Below are 22,157 nucleotides of genomic sequence, written 5' to 3' on the forward strand. Positions count from 1 at the left end.
GAAAGTTTTTAATAAGGAAGTTTCTAAACGCCACTTAGTTAATTTATGGTTAAACAGTTTTTGCAATAAAGGTTAAGTGGATTTAATAAAAAGAGGAGTGTTTTCATGAATATTGAAGGTAAGCTAGTAAAGTTTCGCGCGATAGAGCTGGATGATTTAGATCTTTTAATAAAATGGTCGAACTCTCCTGAACTTTGGCACCACTTAGTAGGCTGGCACTTCCCGTACTCTAAAATAAGTACTGAGAGCTATGTCAAAAATATAGATCATGGCAATATGAAAAATCAAATTTTTGCAGTAGAAGCTTATGATATTGGATTAATCGGTACATACACTTTGTCTGATATCGATTGGAAAAACAGAAATGCAATAAGCGGAGGTATGCTAGGCGAAGTGGGTAATAGAGGTAAGAACTATGCTTATGATGCTGGAATGACTATCATGCGCTATGCATTTAAAGAGTTAGGCTTGAATCGTCTAGGTGCAACAATCTTAGAATATAATGCAAGGTCGATCGGCTTGTCCACAAAAAAACTGGGATGGCAGATTGAAGGTAAACGAGTAGAATCAATATATCGTAACGGTAAGTTTCATGATGAAGTTTTAATTGGTATGACTCATAAACAATATGATGAATTTATGAAAGACAATAATTATTGGGATAGCTAAGTGTTAAGACCTTCATTAAAGCTCAATGTTATAGCGAGCTATACTAGCCAGATTTACTTAATCGTTATAAGTATAGCAATCTTACCTTTTTATATTGAGTATATGGGCGCTGAGGCGTATGGCTTAGTAGGTTTTTTTGCCATGCTTCAAGGATTATTTAACTTACTTGATTTTGGTTTGACACCTACTATAAGTCGACAAACTGCGCAATATAATGCTGGTAAAGAAACGGCTCTAAATTTTAGACAGTTATTTAGAGCTCTAAGTTTAATATTCTTAGTTATTGCCATTATAGGTGGTGGTGTTTTATTTTTATTAGATGACTATATCGCCGCAGAATGGTTAAACTTAGAAAACTTAAGTGTCGAAGATGTTTTGTTCTGTCTTCAAGTAATGGCGGTATGTGTAGCACTACGTTGGATGGCAGGTTTATATCGCGGCGTAATATCTGGCTTTGAGCAAATAGTGTGGTTAAGCGTAATCAATAGTATAAGCGCTACCTTCAAATTTCCAGGTGTATTGCTATACATGTACTTTTTTGGTTTTACGATCAAAAGTTTTTTTGTTTTTCAGTTAATGTTGGCGCTAGTAGAGTTCGCTATTTTAGTGACAAAAACCTATTTTCTTTTACCTAAGACATCTTCAAAAGATTTAATAGGGTGGTCTATTAAACCGGTAAAACCTTTATTAGGTTTTGCATTAACGATTGCTTTGACATCTTCAATTTGGGTGTTATTCACTCAGTTAGATAAATTTGTACTGTCAGGTATCTTACCTTTAGCTGATTATGGATATTTTACCTTAGCTGTTTTAGTGGCAGGGGGGGTGTTACAACTAAGTGCTCCAATTAGTTCGCCGATTATGCCACGCATGGCACGCTTGGAAGCAGAGCAGCAATACGAGCAAATGCGACAGGTTTATTTAAACGCAACACAGTTTATTGCTGTAATTGTAGTTACTGCAGGTATTGTACTTGCTGGTGTAGCGGAACCAGTATTATATGCATGGACTGGGAATATGGAGTTAGCAAATCAAGCAGCGCCAGTTCTAAGGTTGTATGCACTGGGTAATGCAGTTTTAGCCCTTACCGCGTTCCCGTATTATCTGCAATATGCAAAAGGGAATTTGAAATACCATTTAATTGGAAATATTACAAGTGTGATGATACTAATACCAGCTGTTATTTGGGCAGCCACACACTATGGAGCTGTTGGCGCTGGTTGGGTTTGGTTCTTAATGCAGCTATTTTACTTAGTATTTTGGGTGAGTTATATCCATATAAAAATTGAACCTAATATTAATCTGGTGTGGTTTAAAACTTTTTTACCAAGTTTAGTGACAGTATCTGTTTTTGTATTGCTATCAACACAGTGGGTAGATTTTTCAGGAAATCGCTTAATGATTCTACTTAAAATAATTATTATTAGTGGTATTAGTGTAGTGATTGCAATGTTCAGTTCAGTAAGAGTCCTAAATATATTTAAAGCAAAACTCTATAGGAGAACAGTATGAGTGATAATGATATTCAGGTGTCAGTATGTGTAGTGACTTATAATCAAGAAAAATATATTGCAGAGTGTTTAGATAGTTTAGTGTCACAAGAGACAAACTTTAAATTTGAAATTATTGTTGGTGAAGACTGTTCTACAGATAATACTCGTGCGATTGTGCAACAGTATGTCGATAAGTATCCAGATTTAATTGTTCCTCTTTTTTATGAAAAAAACGTAGGTGCAGTGGAAAATATTTTACAAGTTTACAAAAAAGCAAGAGGTAAGTACATCGCACATATGGATGGCGATGATATGGCGCTACCTGGTAAATTGCAAAAGCAGTTCGATATTTTGGAAGCGAACCCAGACTGCTCCGTTTGTGTGCATAATATGAAAGCAATGGACGCTGACAGTAAGTATATGAAAGAGTCTTTCAGACTATCTGATGAAAGAAAATATACTTTACTAGATTTATATTTAATTAACGCGCTTTTTGTTCACTCATCTAAAATGTTTGTAAATAAGATAAATGATTATATAGGTGATACTCATTTAATGCCGTTAGACATAGAGTTTCATATTGCGCAAGCAAAACAAGGTGATATATATTTTATAGAGGAAAATCTTGGCGTTTATAGACAGTTTGTTGGCATTACCTACGAAAATAGCTTTGTCAGTTCATTTGTAAGAGATAGGATTATACATGTATATGAAAATGTTGATGAAAGTTACTTTACTGAAGAAGAGCTCAACTTAATCCAAGAGAAGTATGCAAGAACTCTTCTAGAGTATGCTTATCAATGTGCTGTATCTATAAAAGATAAAGAGTTATTTAATGAATATGTTATTAAGTCCTGGGAAACCAAAAAAATTGGACCCATTTCCTATGCCTTTAGAGCCTCATTGTTAAGACCGGAATTATCGTTTGCCTTGTTTAATTTGAGAAGAAAAATACGTGACAAACTAGGGGAAGGAAAATGAAAAAAATATGCTTTCTGATTGGAAATCTTGATAACTCTGGAGGAACTGAGCGAGTAACCAGTCTGATAGCTAATGAGCTGGCTGAGAAGAATGTTGATGTTTCTATATTAAGTCTCAGTGGTGGAACTACACCATTTTTTGAGCTGAAAGACAGTATTCATAATTATAATCTATACCCCAAACATATATCTTTTAAAAAGAACTTTGTTGGCGTGGTCTGGAAAATACGTCAATTTATAAAGCATAATCAAATTGATACACTTATTGTAGTTGATAGTATTTCATGTGTATTTACAGTCCCTGCTGTTTACGGATTAAAAGTAAATCATATTTGTTGGGAACACTTTAACTTTAATGTGAATCTCGGTGTCAAGCTAAGAGATTTAGGGCGCAAGTTGGCAGCAAAGTATTGCGACTATATTGTCACACTTACTGATCGTGATAAAGAGCTATGGGAACGCGGTTTAGAAGGTATAAATGCTAAAATTGTTTCAATCGCAAATCCTACACCGTATGAAAACGTAGAGCACCTACCTAATACTAAATCCAAAACCATACTTGCGCTAGGCCGTTTAACTTATCAAAAAGGTTTTGACATTCTGATTGAGGCTTGGTCACATGTTTGTCAAGAAAGTCAGGATTGGAAGCTAAGAATAGTTGGTGGTGGCGAGGATGAGAAGGCGTTAAAAGATCAAGCCAATTACTTGGGCATTTCAGATCGCATTGATTTTATACCAGTAACTAGGGATGTGGAGCATCATTACAAAACAAGTGCATTTTTTTGTTTAAGCTCTCGGTTTGAAGGCTTCGGAATGGTTATTTTGGAGGCGCAGTCTTTTGGTTTGCCGGTCGTATCGTTTGACTGTGATTGTGGGCCGACTGATCTTATTGAAAATGGAATTAATGGTTGGTTAGTTAAAAATGGCGATATTGATGCTTTAGCCAAACAAATTTTAGAATGTATAGATATAGATAATGAAAGCTATATTGAAATAAGTAGAAACGCAAGCAAGTCATCATCAAAGTTTTCGGCACATCATATATCAAAAAAATGGTCAGTTATTATATGAAAAGCATAAAGTTAACACTTGACAGAACCATTTATTGGATAGTCTTATCCGTAATAGGCCTTGCGTATGTGGCTTTTTTATCTAATATGCCTAATGAATGGTTTCGTGATAGATACTATTATGTAATATATGCGAGTTTCTCTGATCAGATCATTGATGCTTATAAAGAACAGTCGATTTTAGCATTGTTTTTTAATGAGCCAATATTTTTGTATTTTAACTATTACTTAGAAAAAGTATTTGATCCTGAGTTTATTCCACATATTTTTGTTGGGTTTATTACAAGTGTTTTCTTTATTTTTCTAGGTCGTAATTCTAGAAACTTTTTAATTTTTATTCCTGGTTTGTTTTTGTGTTTGATAATGCCTTATGTTTTACAAGGTGAGTTGGTTGCGATTAGACAAGGTTTTGCAACATCTGTATTTATCTTATCTTTCTTTATATTGAAGGACGATAAGAAGATACTAGCTGTGCTTTTCTTATGCTCTCTTTTTCACTCTGTTTTCTTCATTTTTACCGTCTTTTATTTTTTGAATTTTTTTGTTCTGAAGAGTTTTAGTTTTAATAAGAAGTTAGTTGTACACTTTTTCGTAATGTTAGCCTTTGCTTCTATAGCAGTTTTAGCAGCTAAGTTTTTTGGCCTGAGACAGGGAGAGGGTTATGAAAAGATTGAGGATCTTGGAGTAGGTGGTGGCGCATTTTTAGTATTCTTAATCGTTTTTATCTATTTATATTTTTTTGGTAATAGAGAAAATAGAAAGATGTATGAGTTTGCCATGATGGGCTTGGTTATGTTCTTGACATCATACTTTATATCACCTATTGCAGGACGATTATTTAACACAGTCATCCCTTTCGTAATCTTTCTATTAGTAAGTAGAAGTAGAGCGATTGTTTTTGTTATGATTTTCTTCTTAATTATGGTATTTCTATTTTTGTTCATAAATGGTAGTTATACAGATCTTTTTGCTATTTCTGTATCTCCAGAAGAGTTTAGGAACTATTGGAAGAGTTTAATTAGCTTATGAAAATACTTTACTTAATTACAGGGCTAGGGTTAGGCGGTGCAGAGAAAGTTGTCGTTGATCTTGCTGATCAAATGTACGCTTTAGGCCATTCTGTCAAAATTGCTTACTTGACCGGAAACGTATTAGTCAAGCCAGTATCACAAGATATTGAGATAATTGCACTAAATTTAGATTCAGTAAGTGGCTTTTTATCTGCTTCAAAGAAGTATAGACACCTTATTAATCGCTATAAACCTGATGTTGTACATGCTCATATGGTGCATGCAAATATTTTTGCTCGTTTAAATCGGATTGGTATTAAAGTTCCAAAATTGATTTGTACAGCACATAGCTCTAATGAGGGCGGCAAAGCAAGAATGATTGCATATAGAGTAACCAACTCTCTCTCTGATATAAATACTAATGTCAGCCAACGGGCTACTGACTCGCTTATTTCTAAAGGTGCCTTTACAAAAAGTGACTTGAGGACTGTTTATAATGGTATTGATCTTAGTAAATTCAAAAGAACTATTTATAATAACCATTTAAATGAAAATGTCTTAAATATTATTACGATAGGTCGATTTTCTGATGCCAAAGACTATCCTAATTTAATTCATGCTTTTGCTTTATTGAAGGATGATATAAAGAAAAGTGTAAGATTAACTATTGTCGGTGATGGTGAACTCAGATCAGAAATTGAAGAGCTAATTCGAAAGTTGGATTTAAGTGATAGTGTCGTGTTATTAGGACGACGCTCAGATATTCCAGAGCTTTTAAGTGAAGCCAATATTTTTGTTTTAGCTTCAAAATATGAAGGGTTTGGCTTAGTTGTTGCTGAAGCTATGGCTTGTGAGTGCTACGTAGTAGCGACAGACTGCGGTGGTGTTTCAGAAGTTATGGGAGATACAGGAAAATTGGTTCCTATACAAAATAGTAAGGCTTTAGCAGATAGTCTCAAAGAAGCAATTGGTTTAGAGATAAGTGAAATAATTCGTAATAACGAGCAAGCAAAAGCAAGAGTTGAAGAGCTGTTTTCTCTAGAAGCTTCTATAAATACATGGTTAGAATTATATGAAAAACAATAATAAAATCATAATAATAGGTACAGTTGCTTCAAGCTTCTATGGTTTTCGTGCTGATTTAATTAAACAGCTTTTAAATAAGCACTATAAAGTCTATGCTTTTACATCCGAGTATGATGAGAATCAACTTAAGAAGCTAGAAGGTTTAGGGGTCTTGCCAGTAACTTACAGCTTAAATCGGGGTGGGTTAAACCCTTTGAAAGATATAAAGGCAACCTACTTATTGTCTAAAAAAATTAAAGAAATAGCGCCTATTATGGTGTTTTCTTATTTTTCAAAACCAGTCATATTTGGAACTTTGGCTGCAAAGCTTGCAAAAGTTCCTCAAGTTGTAGGTATGCTAGAAGGACTAGGTTATACCTTTACTGAACAACCTGAAGGATTGAGTAAAAGAACAAAGGTCATAAAAAATATACGAGTGATTCTTTACAAACTAGCACTGCCTCAGTTAGATAAATTAATATTCCTGAATCCAGATGATCCTAAAGACTTGTTAAAAAAGTACTCCATAAAAGTGAAAGAAATACAAGTTTTGGGAGGTATTGGTCTAGATTTAAAAAAATACATATATAGCCCTGTATCTACAGTCGAATTACCTGTCAATTTCTTGTTTATAGGTCGCTTATTAAAAGAGAAAGGTGTTCACGATTTTGTATCAGCCGCCAAAATTGTAAAACAGAAGTATCCTGAGAGTGAGTTTACTGTTTTAGGTCAAATAGATTCAGCCAATCCAGGAGCACTACAGCAGTCTGAGTTGGAAGAGTTGGTCTCAACAGGAGTGATTAACTATCCTGGTTATGTCGATAATATACAAGAGTGGATTGCTAGTAGTCATGTATTTATTTTGCCCTCCTATCGTGAAGGTGTACCGCGTAGTACCCAAGAAGCAATGGCTATTGGGCGACCCATTATCACTACAGATGTTCCAGGCTGTCGTGAAACAGTCATAGACGGAGTAAACGGTTTTTTAGTTGAAAAATGGCAGCCTCAGGCTTTAGCTGAAAAGATGATTTACTTCATTGAACACCCTGAGCAGATAGAAAAAATGGGTTTAGAAAGCTATAAAATGGCTCAAGAAAAATTTGATGCCAATACAGTAAACAAACGACTTTTAGATATTTTAGGCTTATGAGATGATGAAACGACTTTTTGATGTTACCGCTAGTAGTATAGCTTTAGTAGTACTGTCTCCAGTATACGCCACTGTTGCTTACAAGGTGAAAAAGAACCTTGGATCGCCTGTATTGTTCAGGCAGACTCGGCCTGGTCTACATGGTGAACCTTTTGAAATGATTAAGTTTCGTACTATGACTGATTCTAAAGATTCAGAAGGCAATCTTTTATCTAGTAGTGAGCGTCTTACTCCGTTTGGTAAAACGCTTAGAGCCACTAGCTTAGACGAGTTACCTGAGCTTTGGAACGTGATTAAAGGTGATATGAGTTTAGTCGGACCAAGACCTCTATTGATGGAATATTTGCCTCTATATAATGATGAGCAAACTCGTAGGCATGATGTACGCCCTGGTGTTACAGGCTGGGCTCAGGTAAATGGTCGTAATGCTATAAGTTGGGAAGAAAAGTTTAAGCTTGATACTTGGTATGTTGACAACCAATCCCTATGGTTAGACTTTAAAATCTTAGTTAAAACTGTCAAACAAGTACTAATCAAAGATGGTATTAACGCTAGTAGCGACGTGACTATGAGTAAGTTTACTGGCAACAATCAATAAGAGAAACTAATATGCAGCAAATTATTGGTATATACGGCGCAAGCGGATTTGGTAAACAAATTATGCCGTTGGTTAAATTACAATATCCATTTTTGGATAAATCCTCTTTTGTATTTATCGATGATGCTGGAACGATTGATGAGCTAAATGGTCATCAGGTACTAAAGTATGATGAATTCTTAAACCACTCTTCTGAAAAAAAATCGGTAACTATCGCTATTGCTGATAGCAAAATACGTGAATTGTTAGCAAATAAGCTCAAAAATGATAGCATACCTTCAATCGAAGTCCAGGCGCCCACCACTCTTATATTAGATGATGAAACGTTCATTTTAGGTGAAGGTAGTATTTTGTGTAATAGTGTCTGCATTAAAGTTAATATTAAAATTGGTAAGTTTTTTCATGCCAATACGTACAGTTATATTGCACATGATTGCTTGATTGGTGACTACGTTACTTTTGCCCCAAGGGTTAGCTGTAATGGCAATGTTCATATTCATAATCATGTCTATATCGGTACAGGTGCTATCATTAGACAAGGTACCCCTGACAAACCTTTAGTTATTGGTGAAGGTGCTATTATAGGTATGGGTGCTGTCGTGACTAAGGATGTTCCTGCTGGTGCGGTAGTTGTAGGAAATCCGGCTCGTGCGTTAATTAAATAACTAGCGTTATAGTCTACTAGCGCTGATAGAAAACAATGTCGTAAGCGATAATTTATCAGTAATTAATATTGAGGGATATATGCTAAATACCAATTTTTCACCATGGCCAAGTTTCACCCAAGAAGAAGCCGATGCTGTTAGCCAAGTACTGTTATCTAATAAAGTCAATTACTGGACAGGTACTGAGTGCCGTCAATTTGAAAAAGAATTCGCTGATTGGGCAGATAGTAAGTATGCCATTACATTAGGTAATGGTACTCTAGCGCTAGATGTGGCTTTAATCGCGCTCGGTATAGGTGCAGGCGATGAAGTCGTCGTGACTCCACGTACCTTCATTGCGAGTATCTCTTGTGTAGTCAATGTGGGGGCAACTCCTGTCTTTGCAGATGTTGATGAAGCAACAGGAAATATTACGGCAGAGAGTATAGCGGCTGTTATAACGGACAAAACTAAAGCGGTCATTTGTGTGCATTTGGCAGGCTGGCCATGTGACATGGATGGCATCATGACATTGGCAGACAAACATGATTTGTATGTCATCGAAGACTGTGCACAAGCTCATGGGGCGCTTTATAAAGGTCGTAGCGTTGGTAGTATTGGTCATATTGGTGCATGGAGCTTTTGCCAAGATAAGATAATGACTACTGGTGGTGAGGGCGGCATGGTCACTACTAATGATGAGCAACTATGGCGCAAGATGTGGGCATATAAAGATCATGGTAAGAGCTATGCTGCTGTGTATGAAAAAGAGCATCCATCTGGTTATCGTTGGTTACATGAGAGCTTTGGCACTAATTGGCGCATGACTGAGATGCAAGGGGTCATCGGACGTATTCAACTTGAGAGAATGCCTGAATGGACCGCCAAACGTACAGCCAATGCGCATGCAATCTTACAGGTTTGTAGTCAGTGGGTAGATAAAGGTTATTTATATGTTCCAAAACTAGAAACATCGCAACAATTTGCAGACTGCAAACATGCATATTATAAATTGTACATATATGTTAATTCCGATGGCTTACCAAACGGTTGGTCACGCGATCGTATTATTGAAGAAATCAATCAGTTAGGAGTGCCATGCTTTTCTGGTTCTGCTTCTGAGGTTTATTTGGAAAAGGCTTTTGACGGGACGGGGCTACGTCCTGAGATTAGATTGTCAGTTGCTAGACAACTTGGAGATACCAGTCTGATGTTCTTGGTACATCCAACACTTACCCAAAAAGAGATTGAAGAAACGTTACATGCCATAAACATGACTTTTTCTAAGATATGTGATACTAGCGCAAGTTAGGTAGTATTAGCTTTGTCTAGGTCAAGTTTAGTAGAGTGTATGAAGATAGATTGCCTAATTTTAATTAGAGTAAGTTAATTAAAGAAGTAAATTATTTTTACGAAAACTTTTCAAGTTATATTGTAAAGTTTAGTGTAGGCAACTAGGAAACGATGATGAAAGTCATAAAGCTATCTTCTGATTATGCTAATAATATCAGTGAGTTATATGAAAAAGAGTTAGAATACCTATATCTATTAGGTACTGCATATCAAAGCCCTAAGATAAGCAATTATTTAAGATTTATCTGTGAGAACAAGCTAGAAGATTTTTTTGGTATTGTTAATGATGATGAGTTGATTGCTGTCATACAGTATAAGAAATCTGACGGGTGTTTACATATAAATCATATGGTAGTCGCGTCTTCTCATCAAGGAGTTGGTTTGGGTAAAAAGTTATTATATTGGGCTATCCAAGAAGCTGAACTAAATGGTTTGAATGTATCTTTAGATGTGGATTCAACTAATAAGAAAGCTTTTGACTGGTATTTATCTAATGGCTTTGAAATCAAAAGTGAAACGAGATTCTCTATCCTAGAATTGAAAAGTCAAGAACCTAATACTATTGTGTACCATGATAGAGAGAATCTATCTAATTTTGGGTTTTCTAACGTAAATGTTATGGGTATTAAAGGCTTGGATTTTTATTTTGTAAAGCCTCATACTTTATTATTAAAAAACGCTGAGATAGTAGAGGATAAGCTACTTAATAAGTTACATGGAGCTATAAATGGACTATTAGTAGTAGATTCGGAATCTATCTCGAAAAAAGCCTTGTCTAAATCTATCTACAATAGAGTAGTTGTTGGAATGGTAAAATATATTAACGGATGAACGTTTGATATGTTATGTCGAGTTTTAGAATTAGGTTAATATAGAAGAGAAGGATGTCTCATATTGTTCTATTGGCATAAGCCTTTCTAACCTGATTGCTTTGTGCAAGCCGAATTCGATCCTTAAAAAAATATTTAAAGAGTAAGGTGTTATATTTCAAATAGCTGCCAAATCAGGCATTGGTGGCAGCTCATCCAAATGAGTCAGTCCAAAAGCATCCAAAAACTGCGGTGTCGTATGGAGGAGGGCTGGACGACCTAACGTCTCTTTGTAACCATCCTCGATGATCCAACCTTTATCAAACAATTGCCGCAGTATATTGCTTGATAAGCTCACACCGCGCACATATTCAATATCACTACGAGTTACTGGTTGCTTGTAGGCTATGACGCTCAGAGTCTCCAGTAACGCTTGGCTGAGACGTTCTTGCCGCTGCGGGAAGACCCGTTGTATTAGCGTGCTATAACTATCTGCAATTTGCAGGCGATATCCACCGGCGGTCTCATGTAAGCTAAGCACTCCATTGTCCAAGCGTTGTCGTAATATCTCTAAAGCCTGTTCTAGCTCTTTGGTAGATAAAGACAAATGCTTTTTAATAGCGTTTGTAGTGAGCGAGGCTTCTGATGCGTGCAACAGCACTTCTATATGTCTGCTCATCTCTTCAAGATATAGACTTTGAGAGTCTGTCATTAGAAATATTCTCTGTTGAAAGTCATTAAGCTAGCCACTGTAAGGTTAGCTGGTCAATCTGATTGTCTTCCGCAGACTCATTATGAGCAGAAGTATCATTAGTAGGAGTACTGTCTGTTAACTCTGTGTTGACGACACCAACCAGCTGCCGCTTCATCAATTCAAGCACCGCCACAAAACTTACCACCACGCCAATCTTACCTTGCTTTTTATCAAGCAGCTCATAAAACGAGCCTGATCCATGTGTACTCAGTTGTCTGCTGATACTAGCAATACGATCAGCGAGCGGTACCGCATCAACCTTGACGCTATGCATCTGGTAGTCGGGCTGCAGTTGCATCTTGAATAAACTATCAACCAATAAATTTGGTGAATAGTTTGGTAGCTCGGCATTCATAATGTCTTGATTGGGCATACTGACCATCGCTAAGAACACATCACGCTCAAGACGCACTAAATTATCCAAGCGCTGACTGGCAATCTTGATTTGCGCATACTCTTCAAGGCGACGGGTCAGCTCAGCTTTTGGGTCGCGCTCATCGCTCGGCATTTCAGGCGCAGGCAGTAGCAGCTCAGTTTTGATGGCTATCAACGTCGATGCCATCAATAGATAGTCACCAGCTAGCTCAAAATGATCAGTGTCCAACTCGCTGATATAAGCCAAATACTGCTCAGTAATGGGCAGTATCGGCATTTGCGTCAAATCGACGTTGTTTTTTTTGACCAGATACAAAAGAAAGTCCAGTGGCCCCGCAAATTGCTCTAACCAAATAGCAAAGGCCCCAGGTGGCACATAAAGATCTTCTGGCAAGTGCTGCACTGGTGTCTGATAAATACGAATGCTAAGCGTATCATTCGTACTATGGTCAGTTGCATGTTGAGCTGGATAGCTCGCATTCATGAGCACTGTTTATCGACTACTTAAGCTTAGCAAGCGGACGAATACCAATCGCGCGGCGGGTCTTGTCTAGCTGTTTACGGCTATGACGACGGGCTTTGTCTGCGCCCATTTGTAAGATTTCTTCTAGCTCTTTTGGATTTGCCATTAGCTCTTCGTAACGTGCACGGAATGGGGCAATCTCAGCATTAATTTTATCAAATAAAGTTTGTTTGGCATCGCCCCAGCCAATACCTGCCGCATATTGTGTGCGCATATCGGCAATCTCATCAGGTGTTGCAAAGGCTTTATAAATCTCAAAGATAGCTGAGTCATCAGGGTCTTTTGGCTCATCTGGCAGTTGAGAGTTAGTGACAATCCTCATGATGGCTTTGTGCATCTGTTTTTCGGAGTTTACTTGTGGGTTGGCGTCCCCAAACAATGGGATGGTGTTGTTGTAGCTTTTACTCATCTTTCGGCCATCAAGCCCTGTCAGTAGCGGTATATCCTCATCGACAACAGCGTCAGGTAGCGTAAATAGTGGCTTGTATCTGTGATTAAACGTACCCGCAATATCACGCGCCATCTCAATATGCTGCACTTGATCGCGACCAACGGGTACATGGGTCGCGTTAAACATTAAAATATCAGCGGCCATGAGCACTGGATAGCCGAATAGACCCATAGTGACGCCCTGATCAGGGTCGACATCGCTTTTTTCCATGTTGACGTCGACAGCTGCTTTATAGGCGTGTGCACGGTTCATCAATCCCTTGGCACATGAACAATTTAAAATCCAAGCCAACTCTGGAATCTCAGGCACATCTGACTGACGATAGAAGGTCACGCGTTCAGGATCGAGACCACAAGCAATCCACGTGGCAGCAATCGCCTTAGTGGACTCATGAATGATAGCAGGATCGTAACAGCCGATAATGCCATGATAATCTGCCAAAAAGAAAAATGCTTCATCGTCACTATTTTGAATCGATTGAATGGCTGGACGAATTGCCCCAACATAATTACCCAAATGGGGAATACCTGTGGGTTTTATGCCAGTGAGAATGCGTTTGGTGGCTGCGGAGTCACCAGAGGTTTGACTGTCAGAATTTTGATTATTACTCATGAAAAATCCGTTATTTTGTTTATCAAGTGATTATAAATGCATTGTTATTTATGGGTTGGCAATAGCGCAAAATATTAGCGGTAAAGTATAGCAAATTCCCTTGCTGTTTTTCTTGGGAATAAAACCTACTTATAAATATCAGTACGACCCTCAGGCCCATTTTTAAAACGACGATGAAACCACATCCATTGAGTCGGATCAATACGAATTAATCCTTCTAGGATTTCATTCACCCGGGTAGCATCAGCGACCTCGTCATCACTAGGATAGTTATCCAGTTTGGGAGTAATGGTCAGGTGATAATGCGGACGTTTGCCACGCGGAAGGTTATCTGGTGTCTGCCTGTAAGTATGCAGCGCCATGACCGCTGGCGGGTGTTCCTTACTACCAAGCTTTGCCAGTCGTCTAGACATGGTAATCGTTGCGGCAGGAACGCCAAAGAAGGGTGCCATAACTCCTTGTTTTAAACCATAGTCTTGGTCAGGAGAGTACCAAATAACGTGTCCATCATTGATAGAGTTCACCAGACTGCGCATATCACGACTGGAGATTTGTTTGCCAAAGATGTTGGTGCGACCATTATAGATGAACCATTCTAAAAGCTCATTGTTCTGTGGCCGATACATACAATCAGTGGCAAAAAACTGCGTACAGAGTCTACCACCTAGATCCAGCATCGTATAGTGAGCGCCCAATAAAATAACGGCACGCCCTTCGTTTTGTGCATTAACCAGATGTTGTAGACCTGATATAGATACTGTACGGGTAAAAACATTGGGGCGAAACCAAGCGCACAAAGTTTCAAACATACCAATGCCTTGATTGACAAAAACTTGTTTTGCCATTAGCTCACGCTCAGCTTCGGGCTTGTCAGGAAGGGCCAGTCTTAGATTGATCAAAGTATCACGTCGCCGCGAGCCAGCTACCTTATAAATCAAAATACCCAGCTTACGACCTAGCCAAAACTGCCATCGTAATGGTAGATATATCATCGGCATAATAAACGCCATCAGAAGCCAGATACCCCAGTATTTAGGAAGTAAAAACTGCCACTGAAAGGGTTTTTTATCTGCTTGTGCCGTTTGTTTATGAGTTTGGGTAATCGTTGGTGTGCCTTTTGCAAGCGCAGGTGATTTGCTCGAACTGCTTTGCTGCACGGGTGCAACATTAGTTTGAGAGTCGGGCTTACTAGGGTCAAATTGTTCTGGCGCTTTCATAAGATCCTTTCATCGCAATACGTCTTATTTTTTGGGCGAGTTTTCATCTTATCATGATCTTTATTTGAGAATGAAAAGTTACTACTGTTAGGGCGTATTGGTATCAGTCTACACCAACAAAGTTAGGTAGTTAAAATTAGAGTTGAATGGGCTTGGCATTGAGTAGCTTTTACAGCAAAGTATAGCAAAATTATAAGCAGCTATTGTTTTAGATTGAAAAGGCTACTTATAGATATCAGTAAGACCAACGGGGCCGTTTTTAAAGCGTCGATGAAACCACATCCATTGGGTGGGGTCAATACGAATGAGATCCTCTAACATCTCATTAACTCGCGTTGCATCTACCACTTCATTATCACTAGGGTAGTTATCTAGTGCTGGCGTGATGGTTATATGGTAATGGGGACGTTTGCCGCGTGACAAACTATCAGGGCTCTGCCGATAAGTATGTAGTCCCATCACCGCTGGCATATGCTCCTTACTACCAACGGTCGCCAGTCGCCGCGTGGCAGTAATTGTCGCTGCGGGAACACCGAAAAAGGGTGCCATCACTCCATACTTAAGGCCATAATCTTGGTCGGGCGAGTACCAGACGATACGTCCTTCTCTCACTGAGTCGACTAAGCTGTTCATGTTACGACTTGAGATGAGCTTGCTACACATAGATGAGCGAGCATTATAGATAAACCAGTCAAGGAATGCATTATTCTGCGGGCGGTACATACAATCCAACGTAAAAAACTGTGAGCACAGCAAACCACCTAGATCAAGCATGGTGTAATGTGCTCCCAATAGTATCACTGCTCGCCCTTCATTTTGTGCATTCACCACATGTTGCAGACCTGAAATCGTAACGGTGCGTGTAAATATGTTGGGTCGAAACCAGGCACATAAGGTCTCAAAAGCGCCGATACTTTGATTGACAAAGACTTGCTTAGCCATCGCCTCACGCTCTGCTTCTGACTTCTCAGGAAAGGCAAGCCTAAGGTTAATTAAGGTATCACGCCGCCGCGAGTTGGCCGTCTTATATAGAGTAATACCTAACTTGCGCCCTAACCAAAACTGCCAACGTAGCGGTAGGTAAATAAGGGGTAAAACTACTGCCATTATCAACCATATTCCCCAATATTTGGGCAGCAAGAAAGCCCATTGGAATGATTTTTTATCTATCGATGTATCGCGCTTTTGGGCCTGCTTAATGGTAGGTGTGTCTTTAGTAGGTGCTAGTGATGAAGGTGGTTTTGTAAGTTTATAAGGGTTGTCATGGTGTTCAATGTTTGGCGGTGGTCCATCATCCTGAGCATCAGGTTTGCTGGGGTCAAATCGTTCAGGCGCTTTCATGGCATCAAGGCTAATTATAAAGATTGCTGTCATGATGAAGTAGAGAGAAGGGTTTTACAAGGGAGGTTTTGCATCTATATCAATTAACAAGCCCATAAGGCGAATGCATATCAATGATTAATTCCATAAAAACTCAGGCACAAAAAAAACCTTACAAGCTGTAAACAACTTGTAAGGTTTCGCAAATCTATTAATTTATCTAAAGTTGCTACTGCGTATTTACGATAAATACAGTAATAGCATAGAGATAAGTAATAGCTTTGATTAACGTTTTGAGAACTGAGGACGCTTACGTGCTTTACGTAGACCCAGTTTCTTACGTTCGACTTTACGCGAGTCACGAGTAACAAAACCAGCTGCTTTTAGGGCAGGCTTTAAGGTTTCGTCAGCTTCGATAAGCGCGCGAGTGATACCGTGGCGGATTGCGCCAGCTTGACCACTAATACCACCGCCTGCAACTGTGATGTATAAGTCGTATTCGTTAGCAGATTCTAGTAGTTCTAGAGGCTGACGAACAACCATACGTGACGTTTCGCGGCTGAAATATTCATCAAGTGGCTTGCCGTTAACAACGATGCTACCAGTACCTTTCGCTAAAAAGACACGTGCAGTAGAAGTCTTGCGGCGACCTGTTCCGTAATTGCGTTCCATAAGTGACTCCTTAGATGTCTAGTTCTTTAGGTTGCTGAGCAGTATGTGGGTGCTCTGTACCCGCATATAGTTTCAGCTTCTTGATCATCGCGTAGCCAAGAGGACCTTTTGGAAGCATACCCTTAACTGCTTTGTGTAGAACATCTTCAGGCTTATGTGCAAGCAGCTTAGTGAAGTTGGTTTCTTTAATACCGCCTGGGTAGCCACTGTGACGATAGTACTTTTTATCTTGTGCTTTTTTGCCTGTTACCGCGATTTTCTCAGCGTTGATGACAACAATGAAGTCACCAGTATCAACGTGAGGAGTGTAACAAGTCTTATGCTTGCCACGTAAGCGAGTAGCAATTTGAGTGGCTAAGCGACCAAGGGTTTTGCCGTCAGCATCTACGACATACCAGTCATGGGTCACTTCAGCTGGTTTTGCACTAAGTGTTTTCATGATAAAACCTTAAAATTAAAATTCGTTGAGAGTTTGTCTGGGAACGGGGCTCTCAAAAAACAGACTGCACATTATAAGCAGTAGAGCTTACGCTTGCAAGCTGCATTGTGGTTTATTTTTGCCTGCTAAGCATTAAATATCAATATCTAGATAGGTTTTTAGCAGTTTTTGGCATTTCTTAAGGCGAGTGGGCTAATTATGACGGTGCGAGCCGATAAAGTCCAGCGACAACTTGTCCAACTTTGGTTTGTTTAACACACTCAAAGCCACTTGCTCCTTGTGTCGTCAATTTTATTTGCAGTGAGGTGGCCAGTTCGGCTAATTGATCGTCCAAATCTTTATCTGCTTCTAAATAAATAAGAGTGTTGGCAGAAATTAAGTCTTGTAGTATCAAAGTCGTTAAAATGGGTTTCCACAGATCTTCAGCAGCATAGGGTGGGTCGATAAACACAATATCAAAGGGATGTTGAAAGTGCCCAGCTTGAGTTAAGACTTTTTCGGCCATACCATGAAAAATTTGATAGTTATCAGTAGCAAGGCTTAACTGCTGTGCGCTTTGTTGGATCATTTGGCTTTGAGGGTGACTGGCTTCAATAAAGGTACAGTGAGCGGCTCCGCGTGATAACGCTTCGAAGCCGAGCACCCCGCTTCCTGCGCAGCTATCAAGCACGCGCGCGCTATAGATATCCGCAATTAGCCAATTAAATAAGGTCTCACGCAGGCGATCTGGTGTTGGTCGTAAGCCGTCTGCGTCAATGAAAGTCACGCTGCGGCGTTTAAACTGACCACCAATAATACGCACACTGCCTGCAGCAGTCGGTTTAGAGTTAGCGGTCGTTTTTGGCTTGGCTCTACGTGGCTTAGTTGTAAGTGAATTAGCTTTACGCTGCTTAGAAGTTTTTTTCATAGTTTGATTTTTTGACCAGTCATGACCAGATGATTCGGTATCTTTATTCAGTAGTATTAGTCGCTGCTTCGGCTTCTGCCTGTTCTTTTAGTGCTTGCTCTTGATCGCGTATCGCGTCTCTTTCTGCTTTTTCGAACGCTTTTTGGCGTTTGATGGCTTTTAGCTCATCAGCGGTCGGTGGCAATATAGGATCCGTTGGACGTTGTAACACCCAATAATCAAATAGTGCCCGTCCGATGGGCGCAGCGACGGCACTACCGCCACCACCATTCTCAACCAGTACCGCAAGCGCAATCTGTGGATCCTCTACCGGTGCAAAACCGTTGAACCAAGCATGGTCCCAATGGCGCTTATCTATCGCTGACTTATCATAGCTCTTACCTTGAGCGATAGACTTGACCTGTGCTGTACCTGTTTTGCCAGCGATGCGATAGCGCGGGGTATAAATACCACGAGCGGTGCCGCGTTTGACGGTTTCTTCCATGGCATCATGCATACGAGTCCAGTCAGAAGGTTTGCCATCGAAGTCGATTTTGCCGTCAGGCTTGGTAATGATATCGATTTCTGCTGCGCCATCACTGCTTTTTAGTAGGTGCGGCGTAATATGCTGTCCTTTGCTAGCGGTCATCGCGGTCGCATTAGCAATCTGTAACGGTGTGGCCAAAAAGTAACCCTGACCAATACTGACTGAAATGGTCTCACCTGGTAGCCAGTTTTTATCATACGTCTCTTTTTTCCATTTTGGCGAGGGCATGAGACCGGATTTTTCATTCGGCAAATCAATACCTGTCTTTTCACCAAAACCAAAGCGCACCATCCAATCATGCAGGCGTTGGATGCCCATCTCGTAAGCCAGTTTATAATAGTAAGTATCGACAGACATAACGATAGATTTTTCAAGATTTACTGAGCCGTGACCGCCTCTTTTCCAGTCACGAAACCGATGGTTGTCTCCTGGTAAGCTAAAATAACCTGGATCATAAATAGAGGTGTTCCAATCGCGCAAGCCATAATGTAGCGCGCCTAAGCCTTCAAAGGGCTTGATGGTAGAAGCAGGCGGATACATACCTTGCAGCGCACGATTATAGAGAGGTTGGTCAATGTCATCTCGTAGCGCGCCATAATCTTTGAAGGAGATACCAGAGATAAAGGGGTTGGGATCGTAACTTGGATTGCTGACAAACGCTAGCACATCGCCAGTCTTCGGGTCTATCGCCACAATAGCGCCGCGACGGCCATCTAGCTGCTGCTGGGCAACGGTCTGCAAACCGTAGTCCAAGCTTAAGGTAATGTCGTTACCCGCAATCGGTGGTTTGGTTTCTAATTGCCGTAAAATATTGCCATGAGCGTCTGTTTCTACTGACTGATAACCTGGCTGTCCAAGTAAAATATCTTCATAGTTTTGTTCGATACCAATTTTACCGATAAGGTCAGTCCCAGCATAACGATCTTTATCAATTTGCTTGGTTTCTTTATCGTTAATACGGCCAACATAGCCAATGACGTGGGCAAATAGCTCATCGTAAGGGTAGGCGCGAGTCAGTTTGCTTTGAATCGTGACGCCGCGAAAAAACGGTTTACGCTCACTGAACTGTGCCAGTTGTGCATCGGTTAAATCGATCTTGATGGTGACAGGGTCATTGTTGCTTTTATTCAAGCGCGCCAAAATATCGGTGATGTCTTTTTCTGTCAACTCAAAAATAGGAGCAAGTAGGTTTAACGTGCGCTCGGGATCTTCTACGGCATCCGGACTGAGCATAGCGGTAAAAACAGGTTGGTTATCAGCGAGTAAGATACCGTTGCGATCGTAGATATAACCACGGCTTGGCGGCGCTGATATCAATTTAATGCGGTTGTTGTCAGCTTGCGTCTTATATTTATCGTGCTCGTACACTTGCAAATAGCCATAACGCAGCAGTAACCCACCCAGACCTAAAAAGATCAGTAGACCGAAAATAAGGATACGCTGCATAAAAACACGAGTGCTTTGGTCGGTATCTGAGGAGAGGGTTTTATTCATGTAAAGCGGTACCAATGAGCACAGTAGATAATAGCGGCTGTATATATTTGCAAAAAAAGAATGATTGAGGCAACGATAAATTATAACAGAATAGAGTGACTGTCGCTGATTTTGTCGGCTCACATTGACCTTGCCAGCGTGTGTGCCATACAGGAGTCAGGCAAATAGTATCTTAAAACATAGAATGATAAAAGCAAATGCTAAATCTGTCACTTATAGTCACAACTTGGATAGGCTCATTATGTGCTAATAAATGGCAAGTATGCTAAAATCAGGCGATTTGTTTACTAGCATCTTTTATGGGTAAAACGTTGTTCTACAAACGTTTGCCAAGCGCTAGGTAGTATGACAACTGGTTAGTAGCAACAACGATGATAGCTTAAGCAACAATAACGATTACGTCAGGGGCATACAGATTCATGGACGCAACTTCAATATGGCAGACGTTCGCTGAACACCCAGAATTTTTTGCTATGCTGACCATTCCGCCAGTGACTGCATTTGTTACGTGGGCACATGTGTGGATGGCACTAAAAATGTTGTTTTATCCCATTAAGTTTTGGGGTATCCGCATACCTAATTTTCCGTTTTTTGGATTGCCTGGCATAGGCTGGCAAGGTATTGTGCCGCGTAAAGCGGGTAAGATATCAGGGGTGATCGTTGATCAAACGCTCTCAAAGCTTGGCTCACTTGATGAGTTTGTACAAGCGATGGAACCCGAGCAGATGGCAGTGTTTATCACCGACGCTGTTGATGAGAATCTAGAGTCCTTAATGGATGAGATCATGCTCGAGCGTTCAGATGTGTTATGGGCCAATATGCCCTATGCAATAAAACGCCGTATTTATGCACAAGCTCATGAAGTGTTACCTGAAATCATGCAGTCGATGGTGACGGATCTGACCTACCAAGTAGAAGAATTGGTCGATATGCGTCAGATGATTGTCAATAAGATGGAAGGTGATCGGCGTTTGATGGTCAATATGTTTTTGAAAGTTGGCCAAAAAGAGATAGATTTTATCTGGCACATCAGTGCGCTGATTGGTTTGGCTTTTGGTATTATCCAGATGTTCATATTCTTAGTCGTGCCACAGCATTGGACCGTACCGTTTTTTGCTGCCGTTTGGGGGCTGCTTACTAACTGGATCGCGATTTGGATGGTGTTCAATCCTGTTGAGCCGCGATTGATACCTTACATTAAGTTTTTATCAATAAGTAAAGCCTTTCCGTTTATTAAGCTGCAGTTGCCACATGTGGCGCACTTTCGTTGGCAGGGCGGCTTTATGAAGCGCCAGGATGAAGTATCTGATGTTTTTGCTGAAATTGTGGTCAATGATTTGGTGACTTTAGAAAACATCATGAATGAGATGATGTATGGTGCTCGTGCTGCGCAAACCCGCGAGCTGATGAAGTCGCATCTTTATCAAATTTTAGAATCTCCGGTGGTGAGAACGACTTTGCGTTTAAGTCTTGGTCGCCGAGAGTTCGGTCAACTCAAAAATACCATTATTGATAAGTCAATCTCCGCCACCATGGTGCCAATACGTGATCCTGAGCTAAATGAGAGCCGTGCAAGTAAAATATTTGGGATGTTCCGTGATAGATTGCGTGCGCTATCACCGCATGAGTTCCAAAACTTATTGCGCCCTGCGTTTCGTGAAGATGAGTTGACGCTGATTGTACTGGGTGGTTTGACTGGCTTTTTGGCGGGTTGGTTGCATTTGGTTTTAGTGTTCTATCCAACTATGTAGTAGGGTGCTCAGTAAAAGACGCGTATCTTCATTCGCTGTCGCTATTAGATGATGGGTTTTTATAAGTTGCTACTACACTGCGCATACAGGGCAGATACAACACCGTGACAAGTTGACGTTAATGTACGCCAATGTAAATCCTATAAACCTCAGAGTTTAGAAACTAGAAGAAACCTAGTTAGACAAAACCTAGTTAGATGATGCTTAGATAAATATCCTGTTAAAAATATAATGAGTCATACATAGACAGATAGTAGGGGGCGAGTGATGATACT

At 40.0% G+C, this 22,157-nt stretch carries 21 protein-coding genes; 12 read left to right on the forward strand and 9 right to left on the reverse strand.

Going from position 1 to position 22,157, the window contains the following annotated elements; genetic code table 11:
* The first annotated feature begins 105 nt into the window (after positions 1-105).
* From JMY01_RS02875 to JMY01_RS02925, 11 genes are all read left to right on the forward strand, one after another.
* The gene (locus tag JMY01_RS02875) at positions 106-669 is read left to right on the forward strand and encodes a GNAT family N-acetyltransferase (RefSeq protein WP_201574140.1); all 564 of its coding nucleotides are present in this window, start codon (positions 106-108) and stop codon (positions 667-669) included.
* On the forward strand, positions 670-2,181 hold the full coding sequence (locus JMY01_RS02880) for an oligosaccharide flippase family protein (RefSeq protein ID WP_201574141.1): 1,512 nt from the start codon (positions 670-672) through the stop codon (positions 2,179-2,181). It begins immediately after the preceding gene.
* Positions 2,178-3,143: a glycosyltransferase gene (locus JMY01_RS02885; protein WP_201574142.1), complete on the forward strand. Its 966-nt coding sequence runs from the start codon at positions 2,178-2,180 to the stop codon at positions 3,141-3,143. The genes JMY01_RS02880 and JMY01_RS02885 overlap by 4 nt, the downstream gene beginning before the upstream one ends.
* The gene (locus JMY01_RS02890; RefSeq protein ID WP_201574143.1) at positions 3,140-4,213 is read left to right on the forward strand and encodes a glycosyltransferase family 4 protein; all 1,074 of its coding nucleotides are present in this window, start codon (positions 3,140-3,142) and stop codon (positions 4,211-4,213) included. Before JMY01_RS02885 ends, JMY01_RS02890 begins: the two co-directional genes overlap by 4 nt.
* Entirely contained in the window at positions 4,210-5,241 is a 1,032-nt protein-coding gene (locus tag JMY01_RS02895; RefSeq protein ID WP_374220339.1) for an EpsG family protein, read from the forward strand. Before JMY01_RS02890 ends, JMY01_RS02895 begins: the two co-directional genes overlap by 4 nt.
* A complete protein-coding gene (locus JMY01_RS02900) occupies positions 5,238-6,308 on the forward strand; it encodes a glycosyltransferase (protein ID WP_201574145.1) in 1,071 nt (356 codons plus the stop codon). The genes JMY01_RS02895 and JMY01_RS02900 overlap by 4 nt, the downstream gene beginning before the upstream one ends.
* A complete protein-coding gene (locus JMY01_RS02905; protein ID WP_201574146.1) occupies positions 6,295-7,437 on the forward strand; it encodes a glycosyltransferase family 4 protein in 1,143 nt (380 codons plus the stop codon). Before JMY01_RS02900 ends, JMY01_RS02905 begins: the two co-directional genes overlap by 14 nt.
* A 1-nt stretch (position 7,438) precedes the next feature.
* Positions 7,439-8,035: a sugar transferase gene (locus JMY01_RS02910; RefSeq protein WP_201574147.1), complete on the forward strand. Its 597-nt coding sequence runs from the start codon at positions 7,439-7,441 to the stop codon at positions 8,033-8,035.
* An 11-nt stretch (positions 8,036-8,046) separates the two neighbouring features.
* Entirely contained in the window at positions 8,047-8,700 is a 654-nt protein-coding gene (locus tag JMY01_RS02915) for a NeuD/PglB/VioB family sugar acetyltransferase (protein ID WP_201574148.1), read from the forward strand.
* Between the two features lie 79 nt (positions 8,701-8,779).
* Positions 8,780-9,991, forward strand: a complete 1,212-nt coding sequence (locus JMY01_RS02920; RefSeq protein WP_201574149.1) for a DegT/DnrJ/EryC1/StrS aminotransferase family protein — start codon at positions 8,780-8,782, stop codon at positions 9,989-9,991.
* A gap of 152 nt (positions 9,992-10,143) precedes the next feature.
* Positions 10,144-10,863: a GNAT family N-acetyltransferase gene (locus JMY01_RS02925; protein WP_201574150.1), complete on the forward strand. Its 720-nt coding sequence runs from the start codon at positions 10,144-10,146 to the stop codon at positions 10,861-10,863.
* A gap of 156 nt (positions 10,864-11,019) precedes the next feature.
* Here the strand turns inward: JMY01_RS02925 and scpB are convergent, their stop codons facing one another.
* The 9 genes from scpB to mrdA all read right to left on the reverse strand — a co-directional run bounded on the left by scpB (position 11,020) and on the right by mrdA (position 20,131).
* Positions 11,020-11,553, reverse strand: coding sequence for an SMC-Scp complex subunit ScpB (gene scpB, locus JMY01_RS02930; RefSeq protein WP_201574151.1), 534 nt, complete (start codon positions 11,551-11,553; stop codon positions 11,020-11,022).
* 25 nt (positions 11,554-11,578) lie between these two features.
* Positions 11,579-12,454, reverse strand: coding sequence for a ScpA family protein (locus tag JMY01_RS02935; RefSeq protein ID WP_201574152.1), 876 nt, complete (start codon positions 12,452-12,454; stop codon positions 11,579-11,581).
* A 16-nt stretch (positions 12,455-12,470) separates the two neighbouring features.
* On the reverse strand, positions 12,471-13,556 hold the full coding sequence (trpS, locus tag JMY01_RS02940; RefSeq protein ID WP_201574153.1) for a tryptophan--tRNA ligase: 1,086 nt from the start codon (positions 13,554-13,556) through the stop codon (positions 12,471-12,473).
* Positions 13,557-13,681: 125 nt separating this feature from the next.
* Positions 13,682-14,773: a lipid A biosynthesis acyltransferase gene (locus tag JMY01_RS02945; protein WP_201574154.1), complete on the reverse strand. Its 1,092-nt coding sequence runs from the start codon at positions 14,771-14,773 to the stop codon at positions 13,682-13,684.
* A gap of 222 nt (positions 14,774-14,995) precedes the next feature.
* Entirely contained in the window at positions 14,996-16,114 is a 1,119-nt protein-coding gene (locus JMY01_RS02950; protein WP_201574155.1) for a lysophospholipid acyltransferase family protein, read from the reverse strand.
* 264 nt (positions 16,115-16,378) lie between these two features.
* The gene (gene rpsI, locus JMY01_RS02955; protein WP_201574156.1) at positions 16,379-16,765 is read right to left on the reverse strand and encodes a 30S ribosomal protein S9; all 387 of its coding nucleotides are present in this window, start codon (positions 16,763-16,765) and stop codon (positions 16,379-16,381) included.
* 10 nt (positions 16,766-16,775) lie between these two features.
* Positions 16,776-17,204, reverse strand: a complete 429-nt coding sequence (gene rplM, locus JMY01_RS02960; RefSeq protein ID WP_201574157.1) for a 50S ribosomal protein L13 — start codon at positions 17,202-17,204, stop codon at positions 16,776-16,778.
* Positions 17,205-17,400: 196 nt separating this feature from the next.
* A complete protein-coding gene (gene rsmD, locus JMY01_RS02965; RefSeq protein WP_201574158.1) occupies positions 17,401-18,111 on the reverse strand; it encodes a 16S rRNA (guanine(966)-N(2))-methyltransferase RsmD in 711 nt (236 codons plus the stop codon).
* A gap of 43 nt (positions 18,112-18,154) precedes the next feature.
* Positions 18,155-20,131: a penicillin-binding protein 2 gene (mrdA, locus tag JMY01_RS02970; protein WP_201574159.1), complete on the reverse strand. Its 1,977-nt coding sequence runs from the start codon at positions 20,129-20,131 to the stop codon at positions 18,155-18,157.
* A gap of 419 nt (positions 20,132-20,550) precedes the next feature.
* Between mrdA and JMY01_RS02975 the strand changes: the two genes are divergently transcribed.
* Entirely contained in the window at positions 20,551-21,882 is a 1,332-nt protein-coding gene (locus tag JMY01_RS02975) for a hypothetical protein (protein ID WP_201574160.1), read from the forward strand.
* Positions 21,883-22,157 lie beyond the last annotated feature (275 nt).

Source organism: Psychrobacter sp. H8-1 (genome assembly GCF_904846575.1).
In the GTDB taxonomy this organism is placed as follows: Bacteria; Pseudomonadota; Gammaproteobacteria; order Pseudomonadales; family Moraxellaceae; genus Psychrobacter; species Psychrobacter fulvigenes.